Source organism: Clostridium sp. ATCC 25772, assembly GCF_001573875.1.
In the GTDB taxonomy this organism is placed as follows: domain Bacteria; phylum Bacillota; class Clostridia; order Clostridiales; family Clostridiaceae; genus Clostridium_J; species Clostridium_J senegalense.
This window is the reverse complement of record NZ_LFRG01000027.1, coordinates 1-23,489: the sequence shown is the minus strand read 5'-3', so window position 1 is coordinate 23,489 and position 23,489 is coordinate 1. Positions and strand designations below refer to the sequence as shown.

23 protein-coding genes are annotated in these 23,489 nt (G+C 25.9%); 17 read left to right on the top strand and 6 right to left on the bottom strand.

Going from position 1 to position 23,489, the window contains the following annotated elements:
* Positions 1-4: 4 nt before the first annotated feature.
* Positions 5-346, top strand: a complete 342-nt coding sequence (locus tag AZI32_RS10925) for a LysO family transporter (RefSeq protein WP_061995876.1) — start codon at positions 5-7, stop codon at positions 344-346.
* A gap of 18 nt (positions 347-364) precedes the next feature.
* A complete protein-coding gene (locus AZI32_RS10920) occupies positions 365-961 on the top strand; it encodes a lysine exporter LysO family protein (protein WP_061995875.1) in 597 nt (198 codons plus the stop codon).
* Between the two features lie 103 nt (positions 962-1,064).
* Here AZI32_RS10920 and AZI32_RS18430 read toward each other — a convergent pair whose 3' ends face one another.
* The 4 genes from AZI32_RS18430 to AZI32_RS10905 form a co-directional block, all read right to left on the bottom strand.
* Positions 1,065-1,208, bottom strand: a complete 144-nt coding sequence (locus AZI32_RS18430) for a FeoB-associated Cys-rich membrane protein (RefSeq protein WP_157450894.1) — start codon at positions 1,206-1,208, stop codon at positions 1,065-1,067.
* 20 nt (positions 1,209-1,228) lie between these two features.
* Positions 1,229-3,004 (bottom strand): ferrous iron transport protein B, encoded by a 1,776-nt coding sequence (feoB, locus tag AZI32_RS10915; protein WP_061995874.1) that lies wholly within the window; start codon positions 3,002-3,004, stop codon positions 1,229-1,231.
* A 2-nt stretch (positions 3,005-3,006) separates the two neighbouring features.
* Positions 3,007-3,273 carry a ferrous iron transport protein A gene (locus AZI32_RS10910; protein ID WP_061995873.1) on the bottom strand — a complete coding sequence of 89 codons (267 nt, stop codon included), beginning with the start codon at positions 3,271-3,273 and terminating at the stop codon, positions 3,007-3,009.
* Between the two features lie 200 nt (positions 3,274-3,473).
* Positions 3,474-4,151, bottom strand: coding sequence for a ribonuclease H-like domain-containing protein (locus AZI32_RS10905; protein WP_061995894.1), 678 nt, complete (start codon positions 4,149-4,151; stop codon positions 3,474-3,476).
* 450 nt (positions 4,152-4,601) lie between these two features.
* Between AZI32_RS10905 and AZI32_RS10900 the strand changes: the two genes are divergently transcribed.
* The 6 genes from AZI32_RS10900 to AZI32_RS10875 all read left to right on the top strand — a co-directional run bounded on the left by AZI32_RS10900 (position 4,602) and on the right by AZI32_RS10875 (position 9,459).
* Entirely contained in the window at positions 4,602-5,018 is a 417-nt protein-coding gene (locus tag AZI32_RS10900) for a hypothetical protein (RefSeq protein WP_061995872.1), read from the top strand.
* 248 nt (positions 5,019-5,266) lie between these two features.
* Complete coding sequence (locus AZI32_RS10895) at positions 5,267-5,692, top strand: prepilin-type N-terminal cleavage/methylation domain-containing protein (RefSeq protein WP_061995871.1); 426 nt, start codon at positions 5,267-5,269, stop codon at positions 5,690-5,692.
* A 292-nt stretch (positions 5,693-5,984) separates the two neighbouring features.
* The gene (locus AZI32_RS10890; protein ID WP_061995870.1) at positions 5,985-6,590 is read left to right on the top strand and encodes a CoA pyrophosphatase; all 606 of its coding nucleotides are present in this window, start codon (positions 5,985-5,987) and stop codon (positions 6,588-6,590) included.
* Positions 6,591-6,866: 276 nt separating this feature from the next.
* The gene (locus tag AZI32_RS10885; RefSeq protein ID WP_061995869.1) at positions 6,867-7,508 is read left to right on the top strand and encodes a lactate utilization protein; all 642 of its coding nucleotides are present in this window, start codon (positions 6,867-6,869) and stop codon (positions 7,506-7,508) included.
* 178 nt (positions 7,509-7,686) lie between these two features.
* Positions 7,687-7,941 (top strand): hypothetical protein, encoded by a 255-nt coding sequence (locus AZI32_RS10880; protein WP_061995868.1) that lies wholly within the window; start codon positions 7,687-7,689, stop codon positions 7,939-7,941.
* Positions 7,942-8,451: 510 nt separating this feature from the next.
* The gene (locus AZI32_RS10875; protein ID WP_061995867.1) at positions 8,452-9,459 is read left to right on the top strand and encodes a 3'-5' exonuclease; all 1,008 of its coding nucleotides are present in this window, start codon (positions 8,452-8,454) and stop codon (positions 9,457-9,459) included.
* A gap of 340 nt (positions 9,460-9,799) precedes the next feature.
* Here AZI32_RS10875 and AZI32_RS10870 read toward each other — a convergent pair whose 3' ends face one another.
* On the bottom strand, positions 9,800-11,236 hold the full coding sequence (locus AZI32_RS10870; RefSeq protein ID WP_061995866.1) for a spore germination protein: 1,437 nt from the start codon (positions 11,234-11,236) through the stop codon (positions 9,800-9,802).
* A gap of 176 nt (positions 11,237-11,412) precedes the next feature.
* Positions 11,413-13,410 carry an ATP-dependent helicase gene (locus AZI32_RS10865; protein ID WP_061995865.1) on the bottom strand — a complete coding sequence of 666 codons (1,998 nt, stop codon included), beginning with the start codon at positions 13,408-13,410 and terminating at the stop codon, positions 11,413-11,415.
* Between the two features lie 380 nt (positions 13,411-13,790).
* On the opposite strand from AZI32_RS10865, the gene AZI32_RS10860 reads away from it, so the two are divergent.
* The 9 genes from AZI32_RS10860 to AZI32_RS18015 all read left to right on the top strand — a co-directional run.
* Positions 13,791-15,269 (top strand): nicotinate phosphoribosyltransferase, encoded by a 1,479-nt coding sequence (locus AZI32_RS10860; RefSeq protein ID WP_061995864.1) that lies wholly within the window; start codon positions 13,791-13,793, stop codon positions 15,267-15,269.
* Positions 15,270-15,431: 162 nt separating this feature from the next.
* A complete protein-coding gene (locus AZI32_RS10855) occupies positions 15,432-16,604 on the top strand; it encodes a M20 family metallopeptidase (protein ID WP_061995863.1) in 1,173 nt (390 codons plus the stop codon).
* Between the two features lie 142 nt (positions 16,605-16,746).
* The gene (locus AZI32_RS10850; protein ID WP_061995862.1) at positions 16,747-17,709 is read left to right on the top strand and encodes an RluA family pseudouridine synthase; all 963 of its coding nucleotides are present in this window, start codon (positions 16,747-16,749) and stop codon (positions 17,707-17,709) included.
* Positions 17,710-17,723: 14 nt separating this feature from the next.
* Positions 17,724-19,355 carry a polysaccharide biosynthesis protein gene (locus AZI32_RS10845; RefSeq protein ID WP_061995861.1) on the top strand — a complete coding sequence of 544 codons (1,632 nt, stop codon included), beginning with the start codon at positions 17,724-17,726 and terminating at the stop codon, positions 19,353-19,355.
* Positions 19,356-19,716: 361 nt separating this feature from the next.
* The gene (vanR, locus tag AZI32_RS10840; RefSeq protein WP_061995860.1) at positions 19,717-20,415 is read left to right on the top strand and encodes a VanR-ABDEGLN family response regulator transcription factor; all 699 of its coding nucleotides are present in this window, start codon (positions 19,717-19,719) and stop codon (positions 20,413-20,415) included.
* Entirely contained in the window at positions 20,408-21,505 is a 1,098-nt protein-coding gene (locus AZI32_RS10835; RefSeq protein WP_061995859.1) for a HAMP domain-containing sensor histidine kinase, read from the top strand. Before vanR ends, AZI32_RS10835 begins: the two co-directional genes overlap by 8 nt.
* A 135-nt stretch (positions 21,506-21,640) precedes the next feature.
* Complete coding sequence (locus AZI32_RS10830) at positions 21,641-22,558, top strand: VanZ family protein (RefSeq protein ID WP_061995858.1); 918 nt, start codon at positions 21,641-21,643, stop codon at positions 22,556-22,558.
* A 250-nt stretch (positions 22,559-22,808) separates the two neighbouring features.
* Positions 22,809-23,429 carry an IS607 family transposase gene (locus AZI32_RS10825; RefSeq protein ID WP_061995857.1) on the top strand — a complete coding sequence of 207 codons (621 nt, stop codon included), beginning with the start codon at positions 22,809-22,811 and terminating at the stop codon, positions 23,427-23,429.
* Positions 23,407-23,489 (top strand): helix-turn-helix domain-containing protein (locus AZI32_RS18015; protein WP_157450895.1); only part of this gene is annotated, 83 nt, incomplete at its 3' end. The genes AZI32_RS10825 and AZI32_RS18015, both read left to right, overlap by 23 nt.

The window sequence follows — 23,489 nt, the reverse complement described above, 5'->3', positions numbered from 1 at the left end:
AGCTATGGAAATTTTAATTGCATTAGTGATAGGTATGACATTAGGGTACATAAGGCCATTGAAAGAAAAACAATTGAAAATCAATGGTAAACTACAACAATTAGGTGTTGTGTTTTTACTTTTCTTTATGGGAGCATCTATAGGATCAAATGATGAAATTATAAAAAATATAGGCTCTATAGGGTTAATTGCATTCATATTTTCTGCATTATCAGTAGTAGGTAGCATTGTATTAGTATATTTTTTAAGTGAAAAATTAATTATTAAAAAGCATAAGGGTACCAATGCTTCCAATAATGGTAAAGTTATAGATGAATGTACAACATCTTATGAAGAAAATATTTAGAGGGGAGGAGATTTAAGTTTGACTATTGTAATACTTATATCAATGATGATAGGAATATTATTTGGAAAATTTATTTTTCCAGAACAAATTATAGGGAATATGGAGAATATAGCTAATATGGCTTTATTCATGTTAATATTTTTAGTAGGATTAGACGTTGGTTCTAATAAAGAGATATTAAGAGATATTAAAGAAACTGGATTTAAAGTTTTAATAATTCCTTTTGGAACAATAATAGGTAGTTTAGCAGGAGGATTAATAAGTGGAATAATATTTAAAATGCCTTATAATGAAAGTTTAGCTGTAGCATCTGGATTTGGATGGTATAGTTTATCAGCTATATTGCTTACAGATATGGCTAATGCTAATCTTGGAGCTATAGCATTTTTATCAAATGTATTTAGAGAGGTTATGGCAGTTATTTTAATACCTATATTAGCAAAAAAACTAAATAATTATACAGCAATAGCGCCATGTGGAGCAACTTCCATGGATACAACTCTTCCAATAGTTGCAAAGGCAACAAATAGTGAAATTGGAGTTATATCTTTTATAAATGGAGTTATATTAAGTTCTCTAGTTCCAGTTTTTGTGACTTTCTTTTATAATTTATAAAAATTTAGGATTAAATAAAGTAATACAAGTTAATATTTTAAAATCAACATACTAAATAAAAAAGTTTAGAATGAATTTTTAGTTTCATTCTAAACTTTTTATGTTAATCTTTCTTTTTTATATTGCAACCTTGGCAGCTACCATTACAACCAGAGCAACCACCATCTTTAAGTTTTTTCTTACCTTGTTTAATTAAAATATATAAAGCAACTACAACGATACCTGCTGTTATTACTATTTCTATCATGTGACCACCTTCCTTAAATTTTAAAATAAAAGTGTTCCAATGTTAAATACTAAAAATGATACAATCCAAGCTACTGCAAACTGATATATTGCTCCAAATGCTGCAAATTTACCACCAAACTCTTTCTTTTGTGTACCTATAACTGCTACACAAGGAGTATATAATAGACAGAATGTTAAAAATGATAATGCACTTATACTTGTTAAAGTAGCTGTTAGTGATGCTTCAAGGCCAGTTGGATATAGAACTTCCAAAGTACCTATAACTATTTCTTTTGCTCCAAGACCAGTTAGAAGTGCAACTGAATTTTGCCAATTTGCAAAGCCTAAAGGTTTAAATAATGGAGTTAAGAAAGTACCAATTGCTGCTAAAAAGCTTTTATCCATCTCTACCATACCACTAAAGCTAAAGTTAGATAGGAACCATACTAAAACTGAAATTGAAAATATAATTGTTCCTGCTTTTCTTAAGAAACCTTTTCCTTTTTCCCAAGTTAAAAAGATTACTGACTTTACTTCAGGTAGCTTGTACTCAGGTAATTCAACTATAAATGGTTCTTCAGACTTTTTAAATAGAGTATTTTTAAATAATAAAGCAATTGATAATGCTACAATTATACCTAGAAAATATAATGAAAATACTACTAATGTTTCATGGCCAGGAAAAAATAGAGGAACAAACATTGCGTAAATTGGAAGTCTAGCATTACAAGACATAAATGGTAAGATTAGCGCTGTAAGCTTTCTATCCTTTTCACTTTCAAGAGTTCTTGATGCCATTATTCCTGGAACAGAGCATCCAAATCCCATCATAAGGGGAATAAATGCTTTTCCGGATAGACCAACTTTTCTCATTATTTTATCCATTATAAAGGCAACTCTAGCCATGTAACCACTATCCTCAAGTATTGACATACCTAGGAATAAAGTTAATATTATAGGTAAAAAAGTTATAATTCCGCCGACACCTGCAATAATACCGTCAACTATTAATGATTGAAACCATGGGCTTGTGTTAGAAAGCAGTGATGAAACTATACTAGAAAATGGACCATCAAAGAAGCTTGCTAACAATTCTTGTAATGGAGCTCCTATCCAAGTAAATGTAAATTTAAAAATTATATATAGTATAAATAAAAAAGCAGGATATGCTAAAAATTTATTAAGAACGATTTTGTCTATTTTTTCAGTTATTGTTATTTTACTTTCATTAGGTTTAGTTATACAAGAATTTAAAATATTACTAATATATTTATATGTTCTTTCTTCATTCATTGATTCAAAATTATGCCTATTATTTATACTTAAATCTAAAAGAGAATAATCTTTTGACTTAAGAAAATCTTTTACAGTTGAAATTCCTTCTTTTTTAGAAGCAGATATAGGCATAATTTTAACCCCTAATTTTTTAGAAAGTAAATCAAAATTAATGTTAATTCCTTTGCTTCGAGCAACATCTATCATGTTAACAACTAGTAAAATTGGTTTGTTAAATTGTGTTAATTGACTTGTAAGATATAAATTCCTTTCTAAGTTAGAAGCATCAACTATATTTATTATTAAATCAACTTCATCACTTTTAAGAAAATCTTTTGAAATTTTTTCTTCGTTTGAAAATGCATCCATAGCATATATTCCAGGCAAGTCCACAATCTTTATATCTTTATCTATAAAACCTTCTTTTTTATCTACTGTAACTCCAGCCCAATTTCCTACATGTTGGTTTGAGCCTGTTAATGCATTAAATAAAGTAGTTTTTCCAACATTAGGATTACCAAGTAGTGCAATAGTAGCCATCATTATACCTCCATAGCTAGTTTGAATTTTTCTTCATTTGAATTATTATTTAAATCTATATCTATTGTTTTAGCATCTTTTTTCCTTATAGCTAAATTTGTGCCACGTACATTTATTATTATAGGGTCACCTAAAGGTGCAGTTTGTTTCATTAAAACCTTTGTACCTTCAACAAAACCTAAGGCTAATAATCGTTTTGAAAGTTTTTTATCACAATGTATATTTTTAATAAAACCTATATCTCCAGGTTTTAAATCTTGTAATGTCATTAAAATCACTCCTCATTGAAAACAATTCTCAATATCATTATATTAAGGGAAAGTGATTTTGTCAATATTTTTTTAAAATATACTGTAGAATATTAAAAATTTATACATATATATAATAAAATTTAAAAATAGAAATATAATTTAGATTATAGTTGAAATTATATTAAAAATGAAAGCTGTAACTAAATGGGTAAAACCACTTAATTACAGCTTTCATTTAAAGATGATATATTGGTATCCTTATTATCTTCATTTGAAATATATTTGTTCCAATTTACATAGATATAAAACAAACTTACCACATCTTGCATATTATATAAAAGTATTTTTTCTTTCTTAGCACGTGGCATTCTGTTAAAGTAAGTGTCATCTTTCATAATTTTGCTAAAGGTTTTTGCAAGATTAGAGCCACTTATAACTTCACTTTCACGCTTAATATTAAATTTACATTCTAAATTTTTAAGTCCTATTGAAGTATTCATAATTTTTTCATACTCTTTTTGAAGGTCTATATCTTTTAATGAATTTTCAATACTGAAATTTATATTATATTTCTTATAAAGATAATTTATAACTGTAAAATCATTATTGCCAGAGAATGTAACTATATATTTCTTATTGTGATTGTCGATTAAATCTTTAAAATATTTTTCAGATAAATCCAATAACTTTTTTAATTCAAACCTATTTTGAAGCATATATTGAGTAATTTTCAATGTATTATCTTTTGCTTCATAATATGCACTTCCAAAAACACCTATGCATATAGGTTTTTTGTATACATAATGTTCTAAATCAAAAAAAATAGCATCTTTAAATAAATCGTTTTGATTATCAAATAACAGAGATGAGTCTAAATTAAAATCTCCAACAGGCATACTTTCATGTTTAATAATCACCATATCACTCTTTTCTTAAAAAAATTATCTATATAAAACATATAAATTAAAGGTTACTTTAGACGATAACACAAAAAATATTATATCATAGAATAAGTATTTCCATCAAATTCTATTTTATCAAAAATTACCATTATATTAAATTAATTAGAATTTATTTGATATTTTGAAGGAAGATAGAGTTTTATTGCCAATTCGTTTTATTATAAATACATATTGTTAATAATCTTTTATAAAAAACTTTAAAAAGTGTTATATTTTTATACGTTGTAAAATAATATATAACTAATATAAGATTTAAAATTAGTAAATGATATTTGAAAAGTATCCCCAAATAAATATTTAATTATTAATTTTACATAATATAGTAATTATATGTAATATTTTTAATTCACGAGTTTACATAAAAAAAATAGGGGGTATGTAAAAATGGAGTTAATAAATAATATATCAGAAGAAAAGATTCTTATAAGGAAACTTATGGATGTTGAAGAAATTTTAAATTTAAGAGAAAACAAAGGAGTTTTTAAGATTAAAAGTGAAAATAAAAATTTATCCCCAGACATACACAGTATTGTTTATTTAAGACTTAATGATAGCATAATAGAAAGGTTTAAGTTAGCGTTTAAAATAAAAGAAATACCAATGAGAATTTATGAAGTAGAGATGTTATGTGAAGGAAAAAGTCTGAATTACTTATACAAAGATTCTATTTTAAAAATAATTTCTAATAGAATAAAAGAAGAATTAGAACTTGAAAATTTAAATCCTAAAATAAATGAAAGTTTGCTTAAAGCTTATAAAGGAGCAATTAAAGAAGCGTATAAAACATCTCTACAAAGTTAATGATGATTTAATATATGGATCTAAAATTATATTTTAACTTATGCATTGTAAATTTTGGATAGCCATTTGATAAAAATTTGCATTAAATTATATAAAATAAATCTAATCTCCTAATATTTTTTGGTATTAAAAAAGTTAGTTTTTAAAGCTAACTTTTTTTATGCTTAAATTGTTTAATTTAATAAAAAGTGGAAAAGGTATAAATAAAAGTAATTATTAAATAACTAAGAAAAGGAGAGGGTTTATTTATGAAAAAAGTAAAAAGAAAGAAGAGTGGATTCACTTTAATAGAGCTAGTAGTAGTTATATCAATAATAGCTATACTTGCAATTATTGCAGTACCTAAATTTGGACAAATTCAACAAAGTGCAAAACAAAGGGCAGACATTGCAACAGCTAAAAATATAGCGATGGCTGTAAACTCTCAATTATCTTGTGGAAAAACTATAAGTAATCTAAATGAAACAGAGATTTATGAGTACTTTAATGGTGATATAAAGCAACAAGCAAAAGTAGGAAATGAAATTCCAGGGGAGTTTACTGTATATTTAATGGCAAATGATAATATAGTAATAACTACAGGAAGTAGACAGGTATATCCTTCAGTTAAAGAAGATTACACTAGCAGTGGTACAGGAAAATCTATTAGTATAAAATGTAATAGAAATAATTAAGTTTATAAAGGGTTTAAATTAATGAAATATTCAGTTAAAATAGTATTTAAGTTTTATTTAAATTTAAGATTATATTTATTAAGAGTATAAATTAAAAGTTGCATAGGATTTTAAGTTGACTTTCAAAACCATACATTTCAAAATTTGGATATATAGAATAGTGAAACATGCTTTGAATCATTTAGAAATTAACACTACATTTTAAAAAATTATTTTTAAATTATTGAATAAATTTAAAGGGGGAGCTTGTTTCATTGTAACCATATAAACTTAAAATAATGGGGGTGAAAAAGTGATAGATAATATAGAGAAAATATTTAAAAATAGAAAAGTCAATAAAATGGGTGAATACAAAAAAGCAGCAGTTATGATATTATTGCAAGAAGAAAATGATAAATTAAATTTAATTTTTGAATTGAGAGCTAAAACACTAAAAAGTCAGCCAGGAGATATTTGTTTTCCAGGAGGTAAAATTGAAAAAAACGAGAGTGAAAAAGACGCTGCAATAAGAGAAACCATAGAGGAATTAAATTTACAAGAAGAGGATGTAAAGTACATAGGACAGATGGATGAGTTTGTAACACCGTATAGACTTATAATCTATCCATTTATAGCTAAAACTTCAATAAGAACAATAGAACCTAGTGAATTTGAAGTGGAAAAAATTATAAAAATACCTTTGGACGAGTTATTAAAATATAAGCCTAAATTATATAATATGAAAATAGGTCCAATAGATAAAAATGGTTTTCCTTTTGAACTTATAAATGGAGGAGAAACTTATAAATTTAGAGAAGGGGTAATAGAACAATATTTTTATACTTTTGAAGGATATACAATTTGGGGTTATACTGCATATATTTTAAAAGAATTTTTAGATATAATAAAATCAAAATAAATAATAAAAAATATTTAATGAATAAACTATAATTAAAATTTAAAGCCTTATAGTAACTTTATTTGAAGCTTATATATGTTGGTAATATTGTGATATAATTATGAATATATATATATTAAATTAGAGTATATTAAAATAAAAAAATAAATAAAAAATTAGTTAATAATTGAATGAAAATGTAAATATTAAGTTAAAAAATTATTATATGTTTAATATTTGTAAAAAATAAATATAATTAGAGTTTGGTTAAACAAAGAGGGATTAGGAGGGGAAATTATGGAGCATATACATCATTGGCATAATGATACTTTAGGAAGAAAAGTTGTTAAGGCTTTAGAAAAAAATCAATTCCATGCAATATATGTTGATACGAAAGAAGAAGCAGAAAATTTTATAATGTATCATATTAAATCTGGAGATAATATAGCATTTGGTGGTTCTCAAACTATAAAGGCTATGAATTTAAAAAGAAAAATAAGAGAGCTAGGTGGAAATATAATTGACCATGGAGAAGAAGGACTAAACAAAGAAGAAAAATTGTCTGTAATGAGAAAAGAATTAATAAGTGATTTATTTCTTTGCAGTAGCAATGCTATCACACTTGATGGTAAATTAGTTAATATAGATGGGGCTGGAAATAGAGTTGCAGCTATGAGTTTTGGACCTAAGAAAGTTATAATTGTGGCAGGAATAAATAAAATAGTAGAAAATGTTGAAGAGGGATTTAAAAGAATACAAAATAATGTAGCACCTAAAAATTGCAAAAGATTAGGTGTAAAGAATCCTTGTGTAATAGAAGGTACTTGTGTAAATTGCAATTCACAAAGTAGAATATGTAGAATTTCTTCAGTTATAACTAAAAGACCTATGCAAAGTGATATTAGTGTTATTATAGTAGGCGAAGAACTAGGATATTAGATTAGACCTTATTGGTCTAATTTTTTTTGAGAAATTATAAAAATTAATCTTAAAAATTAAATAAAATATAAAATATGTTAAGTAACTGATATAATTTTCTAAAAATACTTTATATTATGTTAATTATACCTTATAATGATAGTATAGCTTATAATGACTTGGGATGGGGGGATGAAATATGGCTAAATGTCCTTTGCTTAGCACAATTGATGAAGATGTAGAATGTTTTAAGGAATGTGATTTGTATAAATGGGAAGGCAATGATAATAAATGTCCCTTTATAGAACTTAAAAAATCCAAAAAAGCATTGAAACATATTTCTGAATATGAAGCTTATAAAGAAGATAAAACCTCTCCTATAAGTATTCTTTATAGTGATGATTATATCAGAGGAATATATACTAAAAATGAGGAGTTAATAGAAGAACTTTAACATATATTAATTATGTTGAATGTTATTTTATATTAGGAATATATTATAAATTCTAGAATGTATTTAGAATAAAGCTTTTTTATAATTTATGAATAATTAAAATTCGAGCTTATTGCGTTATATAGGGTTTCAAGTTAATGGTTAAAATTACTGAACTTAAAACTTGAATATCTAAATAGATGATGCAAGCTCGCAAGTAGCTAAATTCAATATTAAATTTTGTATAAAAATATTTTTAAGTATTTGAATAAATTTAAATTTGAGCTTGTATCCCTATATAAATAATAAAGTTTATTTTCTTTAAAAAGGCTATTATAAAAGAGATAATAAGATGCATCAAAATAATTTTATATTAATTATTTTGATGTATTTTTTTATGATAAAATTTAAAATGAAAAAATGATAAATTCATATTTAGGATAGGAAAATTTACATATTATTAAAATACTGATATAATTTTAAAATGTATAATAAAATTTAAAACTTTACAAGTAGGTAATGGTGAATAAAATGGACAAAAGAGAAAAGGTTAAATGTTATTATAGTGAAAAATATAATAAGATAAATAAAGTTGTTATATCTAAAATAATAATAATTAAAGAAGATAAAGTTATTATAAATAAAAATGAAAAATTTAAGAGTAATAGTATTAGAGAAAGCTCTATAAAAATTATAGAATCCATATTAAAACTTTTGAATTGCTTATATATAGATAATAAAATAGATTTTAAAGAAGAAATTGAAATATGGGCTAGAAATAGAGAAATAGTAAAATCTTTAAATGAGTCTAAGAATAAAAATATTTATAGATTCTTAGAAAAAAGTGAAAATTGTAAAATAATATATCATAAATATAGTAATTCCTTTGTAAACAATTTTTTAGAAAAAAAATTTAAAAAAAATAATAAGAAAGTGATTTTAAAAAGTTTAAAGGACTTGATAGATGACTATGAAAATATTGTATTTTTTGATTTAGAAATGAATTATGGTCTTATAGGAGAAAAAAATTTAAGTGAAACTATAGCTATAGGTGCCGTTAAATATAATATTAAGGATGAATGTACAGATTATTTTTATTCCTTAATAAAACCTTTATTTAATGTAAAACTAAATGAAAAAATTATAGAACTTACAAAAATACAGCAACAAGGCATAGATACAGCTAAAAAGTTTAATGATATTATGATTAAGTTTGATAAATGGGTAGGAAAAAATAAAACTATTTTTGTAAGTTGGGGATCTGTTGATATGCAAACTTTAAAAAGAGATACTGAAAACAATGGAAATAAGCTAAATATAATTAATGTTATGAGTAATAATTATGTGGATTTTCAAGAAGAATTCTGTATTTATATGAAATCAAAGAATTGCATATCATTAATAAATGGGTTAAAAACATATAATATAAATTTTAATGGTGTTCAACATAATCCTTTAGATGATGCTATAAATTTAGAAAATTTAGCGTTGAAATTTATTAGTGAGACAAAGTTGAAAAATAAACGTAAAATAAATTAAATACACTTTAATAATAAAAATGTTTTAAGATGATATATTCATCTTAAAACATTTTTATTATATAATGATACAAGATTATATTTAAGTTCATTCATTAAATTTTTGTTATCAGTTGATAAAAACAAGTATAACTATAGTTAGTTAATAGATAAAAGGTAATAGTTAAGGATGGAGCTGGAATAAGGTTTTCTTTAACCTAATAATATAATTTGCTTTGCAATTTTATATAAAATAGAAAGATTAGCATTAGAAATATTAATTCTTAATTAAAATAAACTATTAATTGGCAGTAAAGTATTGACCTGAATTTCTCACTTGATAAATGAATAACTTTAGAATCTTATACAACATTTTTTTTATTAATTTTTTGTTTAGAGGATACACTGGTTCTAAATATAAGGTTTTTAAGGGCATTCCAATTAAATGGGAACAGTGGGTAAAGATAAGGTTCACCAGTTAATGTTTTAGTTGAAGCTAAAAGCACTATTGATAAGATAAGTCCAATTCCAAAACCCCAAAGATTAAATAATCCTGTAAGAATTAAAATTAGAATTCTTAAAAACTTCACAGCAAAACCCATTTCTATGCTAGGTTGAGTAAAGCTAGCAAGGGCAACAATAGCCATATATAGTATAGCTTCTGATATAAACCAACCTGAATTAACAGCATATTCACCAAGTATTAATGCTCCAATTACTGAGAGAGACATTCCAAGGGAACTAGGAGTATTTAAAGACGCAAGTTTTAATCCATCTACAGAAAGTTCCAATAGTATAAATTGTAGTACTAACGGAACTGGATATATATCGCTAGGCAGTAGAAACTTTAAGTTTTCTGGTAAAACTCCAGGGTTTTGAACTATATAAATATATAGCGGCGTTATGAATACTGTAAATATTAGAATAAGATTTCTAATAAGTCTTAAATAGTTCCCTGTAATTAAAGGGAAGTAATAATCGTCTATATCTTCAATAAAGTCAAAAAAACTTGTAGGCAAAATCATAGCAGAGGGACTGTTATCTACAAAAAGTACTATTTTACCTTCCATAACATGGGCAGATGCAACATCAGGTCTCTCTGTATATCTAATTTTAGGAAATGGACTGAACCAGTTTTTCCCTGCGATGGACTCAACTAATGTTTGGTCACCTACAGTTAAAGCATCAACTTTTATGTTTTTTAATTGAGTGGTTACTATATCTAGGGTTTTTTTATCAACAACCCCATCAATATAACCAATAGCTACATCGGTTTTAGTCATTTCACCTATAGAAAACATTTGAAAAACTAATCTAGAATCTCTAATTCTACGTCTAACAAGAGCGGTGTTAAAAACTATTGTTTCAACAAAGCCATCTCTAGAGCCACGAAGTACTTGTTCTTTTTCAGGTTCTTGAGGGCCTCTTGCAGGATATGTACGTAAATCTAAAAGAATTGCTGTAGGGAAACCTTCTACTATCATAGCTGTTTGACCAGATAAAACAGATGTAGATAGTTTGGATACATCATCTTCCTCACTAACCTCCATAGAGGATATCATCTTTTGTATAAAATCGTTGGAAGTTTCAAATTTTGAAAAGCTCTCTTTAGTCATGAATAATAAAGAACGTATAAGAAATTCTAAATTTTCATCTTTAACAAAGCCATCTACAAAATATAAATAGATTTTTTTATCATGAACATCTAAAATTCTTTCAATTATATCAAAACTTTCTTTAACTTTTAATACAGAAGTAATGTTTTGAATATTTTCTTTTAAATTAGAAGTTATTTTCAAAATAGTCACCCCTTAAAATATAATAACGACAATATGTTTTGCAAATTAAGAAGAATTTATTCAATAATAAAAGCATTATATTATTAACTAATGATTATATTTGCTTATTTCTTTAGAAACAGTTTCTTATAATCATTTTAAAGTAATATAATGCTTTTAAAATATATTATATAGTTTTATTTAGGTAATTTTCTTAAAAGGTCATAGTTTATTAATGTTTTCAAATCAAATCTTTTACATTGGTCTGTAAATTTAATTTCTATTATATCCTCATCAATATAAGTAACTATTCCTTCGTTATTATTACCATGAATTACAGTATCATTTACATCAAAAGGTAGTTTTAATTTATAATTACATTCTTTTATAAAAGGGGATATTTTATAAGTTTTATTTTGAATTGTAGAAGGAATTAAAATATATAAATTATCAATAGCTCTAGTTAGTGCAACATACATAAGTCTACGTTCTTCTTCTAAATTATCCTCAATATTACTTTCATGTGGGATGTACCCCTCTACTGCATTTATTATAAAAATATTTTTAAATTCCATTCCTTTAACACTATGGATTGTACTTAAAATAACACCATCACTATTGTTTTTATTAGAATGTAAAAAATCATTATATTCCTCTATATAGGATAATAATGCTACTATTGTTCTGTGTTCAGTGGCTATAGATTGAAATTCATCTAAAATACTATCAAAATCTGTTATATCTATTTTGAATCTTGAGGTATATTCTCTTAAATAGTCATAATAACCTAAGGAGTTTATAATAAAAGAAATTGCACTCCCAAGGGACATTTTATTCAAATTGTGTATATCTAATTTTAGTTCATCTATATTTTTAATTTGAAAACTACGAATGTTATCAAGTTCTTTTAGAGTTTCAAAACAATCTATGTCTATTTTAGAACTTTTAATTTTTTCTATAGCATTTTTGCTTATATACCTAAAAGGTTTATTTATAATTGAAGTAAAAGCGTCTTTATTTTTCATATCTAAGCTAAGCTTTAAATATGAAAGAATGTCTTTACAGATAAAATGATTAAAAAAGTTAAACTCCTTGTCTATTAATTTAAATGGTATAGAGCGCTTAATGAAAGTATCTATAATTCTTCTACTTTCAAGGTTTGTCCTATATAATATTGCGAAATCAGAGTAATTATAATTAGAAGAAAGGACTGTTTTTTCTATATGATTTGCTATATATAGTCCTTGTTTAGTATCATTTTCTACATTTAGAACTCTAATATCCCCGTCAATTTTTTTATATGGAATAATTGTTTTAGCTCGTCTTGATTTATTATGTTTAATTAGATCATTGGAAAGAGAAACTATATTTTTAGCACATCTATAATTTGTTTGCAGATATAATATTTTTGAGTCCTTAAAGTTTTCTTCAAAGGTAATCATATATTTAGGTTTAGAACCTCTAAAAGAGTAGATACATTGGTCTTCATCTCCAACAGCAAATACAAAATTGTCCTTATTAAGCATTTTTAATATTTCAATTTGAAGTTCATCACAATCTTGAAATTCATCTATTAATATATATTTAAACATATTTGAATAGCCATTTAAAAGCTTCGGGTTTTTTATGAAAAGTTGTTTGCACATTATTTGTAAGTCATCAAAATCACATAGACCTTTTTCTTTTTTATAGCTTTCATATATTTCATAAGCATTCTTGAAAAGATCTTTATCTAGTTTTGTTTCAAATTCAAATAGATTAAGTCCACTACTTTTAAAAATAGATATAGCGTTTAAATATTCCTTCACTTTGTCATCACTAACCTCATCCATATATGAAGAAAGAAAACTTCTTATTAATTTAAAACTTTCACTTGAATTCATTATTTTAATTTCACCATAATAATGGGTTAGAATTTTATAAAACAGACCATGGAATGTCCCGAAAAATGGGGTGTGCTCACTTTTAGCAAGTTCTTTATATCTATCTTTCATATTGTTGGCAGCGGCTTTAGTAAAAGTCAATATTATTATATTTCTAGGATTTATATTTTTGTATTTAATAAGATGATATACTTTATAGACTATAACAGTAGTTTTCCCGCTGCCAGGGCCTGCACTTACTAAAGTATTAGTTTCATCACTTAATATAGCTTGTAATTTTTCATTATCGAGATTTTTATATTCTTTATACACAAAAAGCAGCTCCTTATTTAGTCAAAATTAATTTTTTACATATTAAAAAATAATAAGCTAATACTCTTTGATAATATGAATTACTTTAAATTTTTCATTTCATATAAAATTATAATTATAATTAGAGTTTTAAGATTATTATTTAAAAACAATTTTAATTTATAGTTTTTTATATTTATAATAAATTTTATAAAAAACCTATGGTCATTTTATAAAATTTATCGTATACTTATTAGTAAATTTAGTAAATATTAGAATAAATATAATTATAAAAGACAAATAGTTACAAATTTTATTTGTAAAATACTATTATATAGATTGTATAATAGTAATATGTTATAATATAACACATAATTTACAAAACAGTAAGGGGAGAAGAAATGAATACTTCAGAAGGCTTTAATGTTAAAAATCAAAGAAATTTGACTATGCTTGTAGATTTTTACGAGTTAACAATGATGAATGGATACTTAAAAAATAATGTCCAAGATGTTGTTGCTTATTTTGATATGTATTTTAGAAGAATTCCAGATGGTGGTGGATACTGCATAATGGCTGGAGTAGAGCAAGCAATAGATTTTCTTAAAGGTTTAAACTTTACAAAAGATGATATAGATTACCTTAGGGAAAAGGATATGTTCAATGAAGAATTTTTAAAATATTTAGAAGATTTTAAGTTTGAGTGTGATGTTTGGGCAATTCCAGAAGGAACACCAGTTTTCCCAGGAGAACCCCTTGTTACAGTGAGAGGTCCTGTAATGCAAGCACAATTTATAGAAACTATGCTGTTACTTACTATAAATCATCAAACATTAATTGCAACTAAAGCGGCTCGAATATGTGAAGCTGCAAAAGGTAGACCAGTTATGGAGTTTGGTTCAAGAAGAGCTCAAGGATATGATGGTGCTATATATGGAGCTAGGGCTGCTATAATAGGTGGATGCAATTCTACTGCATGTACAATAGCAGAGGAAATGTTCAAAGTTCCAGCTATAGGAACTATGGCACATTCTTGGATTCAATTATTTAAAAATGAATATGAAGCATTTAAAGCATGGTCTAATACTTATCCAGATAATACAGTTCTTTTGGTCGATACATATAACGTATTAAAATCTGGTGTTCCAAATGCAATCAAAGTATTTAATGAGGTTTTAAAGCCATTAGGAAAAAGACCAAAAGCAGTTAGAATAGATAGTGGTGATATAACATATCTTACAAAAGAAGTTAGAAAAATGTTAGATGATGCAGGATATGAGGATGTTAAAATTACTGTATCAAATTCATTAGATGAGTTTATAATAAATTCTGTTATTGAAAATGGAGCACCAATTGACAGCTTCGGTGTAGGTGAAAGACTTATAACAGCTAAAAGCGAACCGGTTTTTGGTGGTGTTTATAAACTTGTAGGTATAGAAGAAGATGGAAAGATAGTACCTAAAATAAAAATAAGTGAAAATATAGAAAAAATAACCAATCCAAGTTTTAAAAGAACTTATAGAATCTTTGACAAATATACAGACAAGGCTATTGCTGATTTAATATGCACTCATGATGAGGTTATAGATATAAATGAGCCGTTAGAAATTTTCCATCCTACATTTACATGGAAAAGAAAAAGAATTAAGGACTATTATATTAAAGATTTAATGGTTCAAATTTTTGAAAAAGGCAAACAAGTCTATACTAGCCCTTCTGTTATGGAAATAAGAGAATATGCTAGAGTTGAGAGAAACAAGCTTTGGTCAGAGGTTTTAAGAATCCAGAATCCACATGCATATTATGTTGATTTGTCAAAAAATCTTTGGGAGTTAAAAGAAAACTTATTAAATGAATATTCATCTAAATATGGAAATTAAGAGCAGAATTTTATTCTGCTCTTAATTTCTGCAAAACTTGATGATTTAGCTATTTCTTGAAGTATTTGAAATTATGTTATATAATCAGTAGTAAGTTTAAATATTTATTTATGAATAATAGACTCAAGAGTCTATTATTTTTTTATGAAAAGAGGTGTTTTTATGGACTTTTTAAGTATTGTAACGGAATTTGAAAATGAATTAATATCTCTAAGAAGAGAGTTTCATAAAAGTCCAGAGCTAGATTTTGACCTTCCTAAAACTACAGCAAAAATAAAGAACTTTTTACAAAAAGAAAATATAGATTTTAAGGATATTGGAAAAGGTGGAATTGTTGCAATTATAAAAGGTCATAAAGATGGAAAAACTATAGCTATAAGAGCGGACATGGATGCACTATCAATAATCGATAAAAAGAATGTTATTTATAAATCTCAAAATGAGAATAAAATGCATGCATGTGGGCATGATGCACATATGACTATAGCATTAGGTACTGCAAAAGCACTTAACAATATGAAGGATAATTTAAAAGGAAATATAAAAATTATTTTTGAACCAGCAGAGGAAACATCTGGCGGTTCAAGATTTATGATAGAAGATGGTGTATTATTAAACCCTAATGTAGACGCCATAATGGGGCTTCATGTTAATGAGGAGATTCCTTGTGGAATGATAGGTGTTAAAAATAATACTGTTTATGCAGCTTCAAATCCATTTAAAGTAAAAATTACTGGTAAAGGCGCCCATGGAGCTAGTCCACATAGAGGAATTGATGCAATTGTTATAGCTAGTGAGGTTATATTAATGCTTCAAACTTTAGTTAGTAGAGAAATGTCGCCAACTTCTCCAGCAGTTATAACTGTTGGTAAGATAAATGGAGGTATGGCTCAAAATGCTATTGCTGATGAAGTTATAATTGAAGGTATGATACGAACTGTTAATATGGAAGATAGAGACTATATAACTAAAAGATTTAAGGAAGTTATAGAAGGAATAGTGAGTATAAAAGGTGGAAAATGTGAAATAACATTAATAGATGGATATCCTTGTGTTATAAATGATAATGGCATGTACAAGTTATTTAGTAAATCCTCTAGAGAGGTTTTAGGAAATGATAATGTAAAAGAAGTTTTAGAACCTACACTAGGTGTTGAAAGTTTCTCATACTTTTCACAAAAAGTTCCAGCTATGTTTTATTGGTTGGGATGTAGGAATGAGCAAAAAGGTATAACACATCCAGCCCATAGTAGTCTATTTGATATAGATGAGGGATGTCTTAAAATAGGAATAGCTACTAATTTAAATATGATAGTAAATTATTTAAATAATTAATGAATATATGAAATTAACATTTTAATTTTAGGTATAATTAAAGAAATAAGAGGTCAAATATGCTTTGAATCTTTGGTCTCTTATTTCTTTTGATATGGCTTATATAAAAATTTACCGTATACAATTTTTAGGAGGAAGATATATGATAATAAACATTGGACCGAATGAAGCTGGGCAAAGATGTGATAAATTTGCAAGAAAGCTTTTAAAAGATGTACCATTAAGTGCTATTTACAAATCCTTTAGAAAAGGTGATATTAAAGTAAATGGAAAAAAAATTAAAGAAAAGTATTCTCTTCAAGATGGAGATGTAGTTGAAATTAGAGAAATAAAGACAGAAGCTTCTCAAAAGAAAAAAAGTAATTTTGAGAGAATTGATAATAAACTAAAAATTACATATGAAGATGAAAATATATTGATGGTTGAAAAATGGCCAGGAGTTTTAGTACATAGTGATAAAAAAAATGGGGAATCAACACTTACGGATTATGTTTTATCTTATCTTTATGACAAAGGAGATTATGAACCAGAAAAGGAAATCACATTTACACCAGCACCTTGTAATAGATTAGATAGAAATACATCAGGTATTGTTATATATGGTAAGAATTTTTCTTCATTAAAAGAAATGAATGAAATGATAAGAGAAAGAAAAGTAGAAAAATATTACATGGCTCTTATTAAAGGGAAAATAAAAGAAGGTTACTACGAAGCATATATATCTAAAAATGAAGATAATAATATATCTAAAGTTTATGAAGAATATAAACCAAACACTAAAAAAATAGCTATGAAAGTAAAAGTAATTCAAAGTTGTGGAATATTTTCTTTAGTGGAGTTAGAATTATTAACAGGTAGAAGTCATCAACTAAGATCTCACTTAGCATTTTTAGGCAATCCAATAGTTGGAGATACTAAGTATGGCGAGAAAAAGCTTAATAGTTTCTTTGTTAATAGATATGGATTAGATTATCAATTTTTATATGCTTATAAAGTAATATTTAAAGATACAGGAGACAAGTTAACATACTTAAAAAATAAAACCATAGCGGAATCACTTCCACCTATTTTAAAGAAAATAAAGACAGACGTATTTAAGTTTTAGTGGAGGAAAATTTCATGGGTAGCAATTCGAATTTTGATACTAAATCTGCAGCTAAGGGTATGGCTATATTAAGTATATGTATGTTTATGACAAAAATTATGTCTATTTTATATTTGCCATTTTTAAGAGCTATATTAGGCCAAGACGGAATGGGAATATATCAAGCTTGTTATGTAATATATGCATATATATATATGATTGCTAATGCAGGTCTTCCAGTGGCAATATCAAAGATAATTGCTGAATATGCATCAGTTGGTAATAAACATGATGCAATTAAAGCTTTTAAAATATCTAGATTGCTTGCAATTGGAATTGGAATTTTATCAACAACTATTTTAATTGTATTTGCAGGACCAATAACAAGAGGAATGAATACTGAAAGATCCACATATGCACTTATGGCAATTGCACCAACGATGCTTTTTACTACTGTATTAAGTACTTATAAAGGATATTTTCAAGGCGTTGGGAATATGGTTCCAACTGGGGTTTCTCAAGTTATGGAGCAGGTAGCTAATGTAGTGTTCAGCTTACTTTTTGCATATATTTTAATAGGTTTTTCACTAGAATTAGGTGTTGCAGGAGGTACAGTAGGAACTACTCTTGGCGCACTTTTAGCACTAGTATACTTTATAAATTACTATAATCGTAGAGGTTATGAGGGTTTAGCACATATTAAAATAGAGAAAGAAATAAAAAGAGATAGTAACAAAGAAATTTTAAGAAAAATTTTATTTTATGTAATACCAATAACTATAGCTATTGCTATACAACAATTAGGCGGAATGATAGATGTAAAAATGGTACAAGGAACATTGGTTGACGTATTGGGTTATACAGAAAAGCAAAAAGATGTTTTATGGGGATTTTATGGTCAATATACAACGCTTATAAATGTACCATTAGGCTTATTAAGCTCTATATCTGTAGCTGCTGTGCCGATGATAGCTACATACAATGCAGTTAAAGACAGAAAATCTGTAAAAACTAGCATAAATTCTACTATGAAGATCATGTATTTATTTTCAATACCTTCAGCAGTAGGACTTGCAGTTTTAAGTAAGCCAATATTACGTACACTTAAATTAGATCAAGAAATATCATCATTTCTAATTTATGGTTCTTTTGTACTAGTAATAATGGGAATAGTATATCTTCAAACTTCTATACTTCAAGGTCTTGATAGGGTAAAGGCAGCAACTATATTTTGTGCAATAGGTATGATTGGTAAAATAATAGTAAATTATTTTGTTGTTTCAATTCCTAGAATTAACGTATATGGAGCTATAATAAGTAGCACAGTATCATTTGCTATAATGTTTATACTTAATCAATGGCTTATAAATAGAGTGTTAAGAGTTAGAGTTAGATGCATAGTTCCAACCATAAGACCTATAATAGCATCAGCTTTTATGGGAATAGCAACGTATTTTACTTATAATGGAATTATTAAAGTTTTAGGATTAATATCTAATGGATATATATTTAATGTTATAGCAATGATAGTAGCTATAGCTGTAGCTATTATAGTATATAGTGTTGTAATAGTGTTATTAGGTGGTGTATCTAAAAAAGAAATAAATATATTACCAAATAAAATTAAAAATCTTATACCACAAAAATTATTAAAGTATGTAAGATAGTTTTATCAAATAAGAATTATTAAAGGGACTGTTGCAAAACTAACTGAAGGTCAGAGGAGCGATAGCTCCTTTTTTTATGTGCAATTTTCTTAGTAAAAGGTATTAAGATAAAAATGAAAAAATTGGAAAACATCTTCATGGATTAAAACTTACTGGTTAATAATGAGAAAAATACTTATTATTAAAATGAAGATAAAATTGAAAAATAGCATTATTAAAAGTTAAAAAAGTTAAAAAGTTATAAATATAGTATATAGTTGTAATATAGAAAAATAAATGGTATTAATGTATAATAAATACAATAACTTAATAAGTAAAATTTAAACTTGATTAGTTGAAAAATGAAAGGAGTACTAAAAACTTGAATGTTTTATTAGTAGATGATGAACAGTCCATTGCAGATTTAGTAGAAGTTTATCTGCAAAATGACAATTATAATGTATATAAATTTTATACAGGAAAGGAAGCTTTAAGATCTTTAGATAAGGTGGATTTTGACCTTGCAATTTTAGATGTTATGCTTCCAGATATTGATGGATTTAAGATATGCAAGATAATAAGAGAAAAGTATTTTTTCCCTATAATTATGTTAACTGCAAAAATTGAGGATATTGATAAGATAACAGGATTAACTTTAGGGGCTGATGATTATTTAACTAAACCATTTAATCCATTGGAACTATTGGCAAGAGTTAAAAGTCAGTTAAGACGATATAAAAAATATAATAAAAAAAATTCAGAGGATAAATTTGAATGTAGGAAAAGTGAATATGATTTTCATGGATTGATAATTAACAATGATAACCATAAATGTAGCTTATATGGAAAAACAATAACACTGACACCTATTGAGTTTTCGATTTTATGGTATTTATGTGAAAATAAAGGACGAGTAGTCTCGTCAGAAGAACTTTTTGAATCGGTGTGGAAAGAAAAGTATTTAGACAATAATAATACAGTAATGGCTCATGTGGCAAGACTTCGTGAAAAAATGAATGAGCCATCAAGAAAACCTAAATTTATTAAAACAGTATGGGGAGTTGGCTATACCATTGAATAAAGAAAAACAATTGACTAATAAAAGTTTAAAAAATATAGTGTTAGCAAAAATTTTTATTACCATACTATTATCTAGTATAGCTTTAGGAGTTATACTAATATTAATGTTTATTACATATCATCAATTTACTTTTTATGGGGATGAAACAGTATATATATTAGCACAGATGATTAAGTATTATTTACCTTGCTTAGTTATATTCGTTTGGCTAATAGATATTATATTTGTTATTTTGTATTATTGGAAAAAATCATTAGGTCATATAGAGATTATGATGGATGCAAGTAAACAACTTATATTAAATGATGATAATTCAATGCATTTTCCAGATGAATTGAAAGAAGTAGAAGAACAAATGAATCAGATAAAGCAGAAAACTATTCTAAATGCACAATTAGCAAAAGAATCAGAAAAGCAAAAAAATGATTTAATAGTGTATCTTGCTCATGATTTAAAGACTCCTCTTACATCTGTTATTGGTTACTTAAACTTATTAAATGATGAAGAACATATATCTGATGAACTTCGAAAAAAATACTTAAACATATCTTTAGAAAAGGCTGAGCGATTAGAAGAATTAATTAACGAATTTTTTGATATTACAAGATTTAATTTAAGTAATTTAACTCTTGAATTAAGTAATATTAATTTAACACGAATGATTGAACAGATTGTTTATGAATTTAAGCCAATGTTAGCAACGAAAAATCTTAGATGTGATTTGCAGATTACTTCTAATATTGAGTTTAAATGTGATGTTAATAAAATTGAAAGAGTTTTTGATAATTTAATTAGAAATGCTATTAATTATAGTTTTGAAAATGGTTTAATAAAAATCATAGTAGAAAAAAAATCTGATGGAATATATATGTGTTTTAGTAATAAAGGAAATGTTATTCCTAAAGAAAGATTAAATCTAATATTTGACCAATTTTATCGATTAGATAGTTCTCGTGGAACTAAAACAGGAGGCGCAGGGTTAGGTCTTGCAATAGCAAAAAAAATTATTGAGGCTCATAAAGGAACAATAAGTGCATATAGTGAAGAAGAAGAAATTAGATTTGAGATTTATCTTCCAAGTTTATTGTAAGAAAATCGTATGATTTTAAGAAGAAAAACATAAGAAAACTTTACTAAATAATGAAAAAAATACACATCTTATTTTGATATCATGTAGGTATAAAAGTAAGATGTGTATTTTTTATATAATTAAGGAGGAATAATAATGAATTTAGAATTAAAAAAACAAATAAATAATGTATTATCATTTGGAGTATGGGTAATTGCTATAGTATATATTTTGGCATTATTAAAAATTGTATTATTTAAATACGGGTTTACTACTGAGTTACGCTCATTAAATTTAAAGCCCTTTGCTTTTATTGAAAGTTATTTTACTGAAGATGTGACTATAGATGTAGCTTTGAAAAATGTGGCTGGTAATTTTGCACTATTTATTCCATTAGGAATATTGTTGCCAGCATTATTTAAACATATAAATAAAAAAAAGACTGTATTTATATGTTTTGGAGTAAGTTTATTATTTGAATTTCTTCAATATATTATAGGATTAGGTGCAAGTGATATAGATGATGTAGTATTAAATACTTTTGGTGGTATTATAGGTATGTTTATTTATTTTAAAATATTGAAAAGAATTGATATAAAAATAAAGATGAGAATAGCTACATTTTCATTTTTAAGTTTATTTGGTTTATGTGGTTTATTATCATTATATTTATACCAACCTAATATTCTTCCAGCACAAGTAGAAGTTATTAATCAGGAAATATTAGAAGGTGTAGATGCGTATAGTGCTGATATACAAACGGTGTGTATAGATGTGGATAATGATAGTATCCTAATAGACAAATCAAGAAGATTTTATGATGATAATTATAAAGTTCAAAGTAATGAAGATAAATATATAATAGATAACAATACTAAATTATTTCTTCAGTTAAGAAAATATAAGTATTCACCTAATGGAAATATTCAAAAATCAACATTCATATATAATAAAATTACCATGGATGAATTCAAAAATCTAATAAAGAAAGAAGAAAAAAGTGTGCATTTATGGATATCAGAAGATAATAAATGTAGTAGAGTATTGGTAGTAGAAAAAGGAAATATGGACTAAATGGATATAAATATAAAGATACTATGATTTGACATATGTTTATAAAAAAACAACTTTGTTTAAATAATTCATTTTGGCTCAGAAAAATTTAATAGGTTGATTGTTTATATGGGAAATGCTATCATTTAAGAAAATAAATGTTTGTATATTATGGGGCAAGGTAACTGTTGAAATAAATTTATAAAAATTTATAAAACTTTATTGGATTTTTATATTATTTGTAGTGTGATCAATTCAAGAGGTGATATAAGTGAAATATTATTCGATAGGGAAATTTTCAAAACTTATTGGAAGAACAACTCAAACTTTGCGAGATTGGGATAAAAAAGGTGTATTAAAGCCACAACATGTTGCCCCTAGTGGCTATAGATATTATTCTCAAGAGCAACTTAATCATTTTTTAGGCATAAAAGGCATTGAAACTAAAAAAGTAATTGGATACTGTAGAGTTAGTTCTCATAAACAAAAAGATGATTTAGCAAGACAGATAGAAAATGTTAAGACATATATGTACGCTAAAGGTTATCAATTTGAAATCATACAAGACATAGGAAGTGGAATTAACTACAGTAAAAAAGGATTAAATCAGTTAATAGACATGATAACTAATTCAGAAGTTGAAAAGATAGTAATTCTATATAAAGATAGATTATTAAGATTTGGTTTTGAAATCATAGAAAATCTATGTAATAAGTACGGAACAACTATTGAAATCATAGACAATACTGAAAAGACCGAGGAACAAGAATTAGTTGAAGATTTAATTCAAATTGTTACAGTTTTTAGTTGTACACTTCAAGGTAAAAGAGCTAATAAAGTGAATAAAATGATTAAGGAGTTGTTGGAAAGTGATCCTAGCCAAGAAAGTTAGACTATATCCAACTAAAGAACAGGAACAAAAGTTATGGCAATCAGTTGGTACTGCAAGATT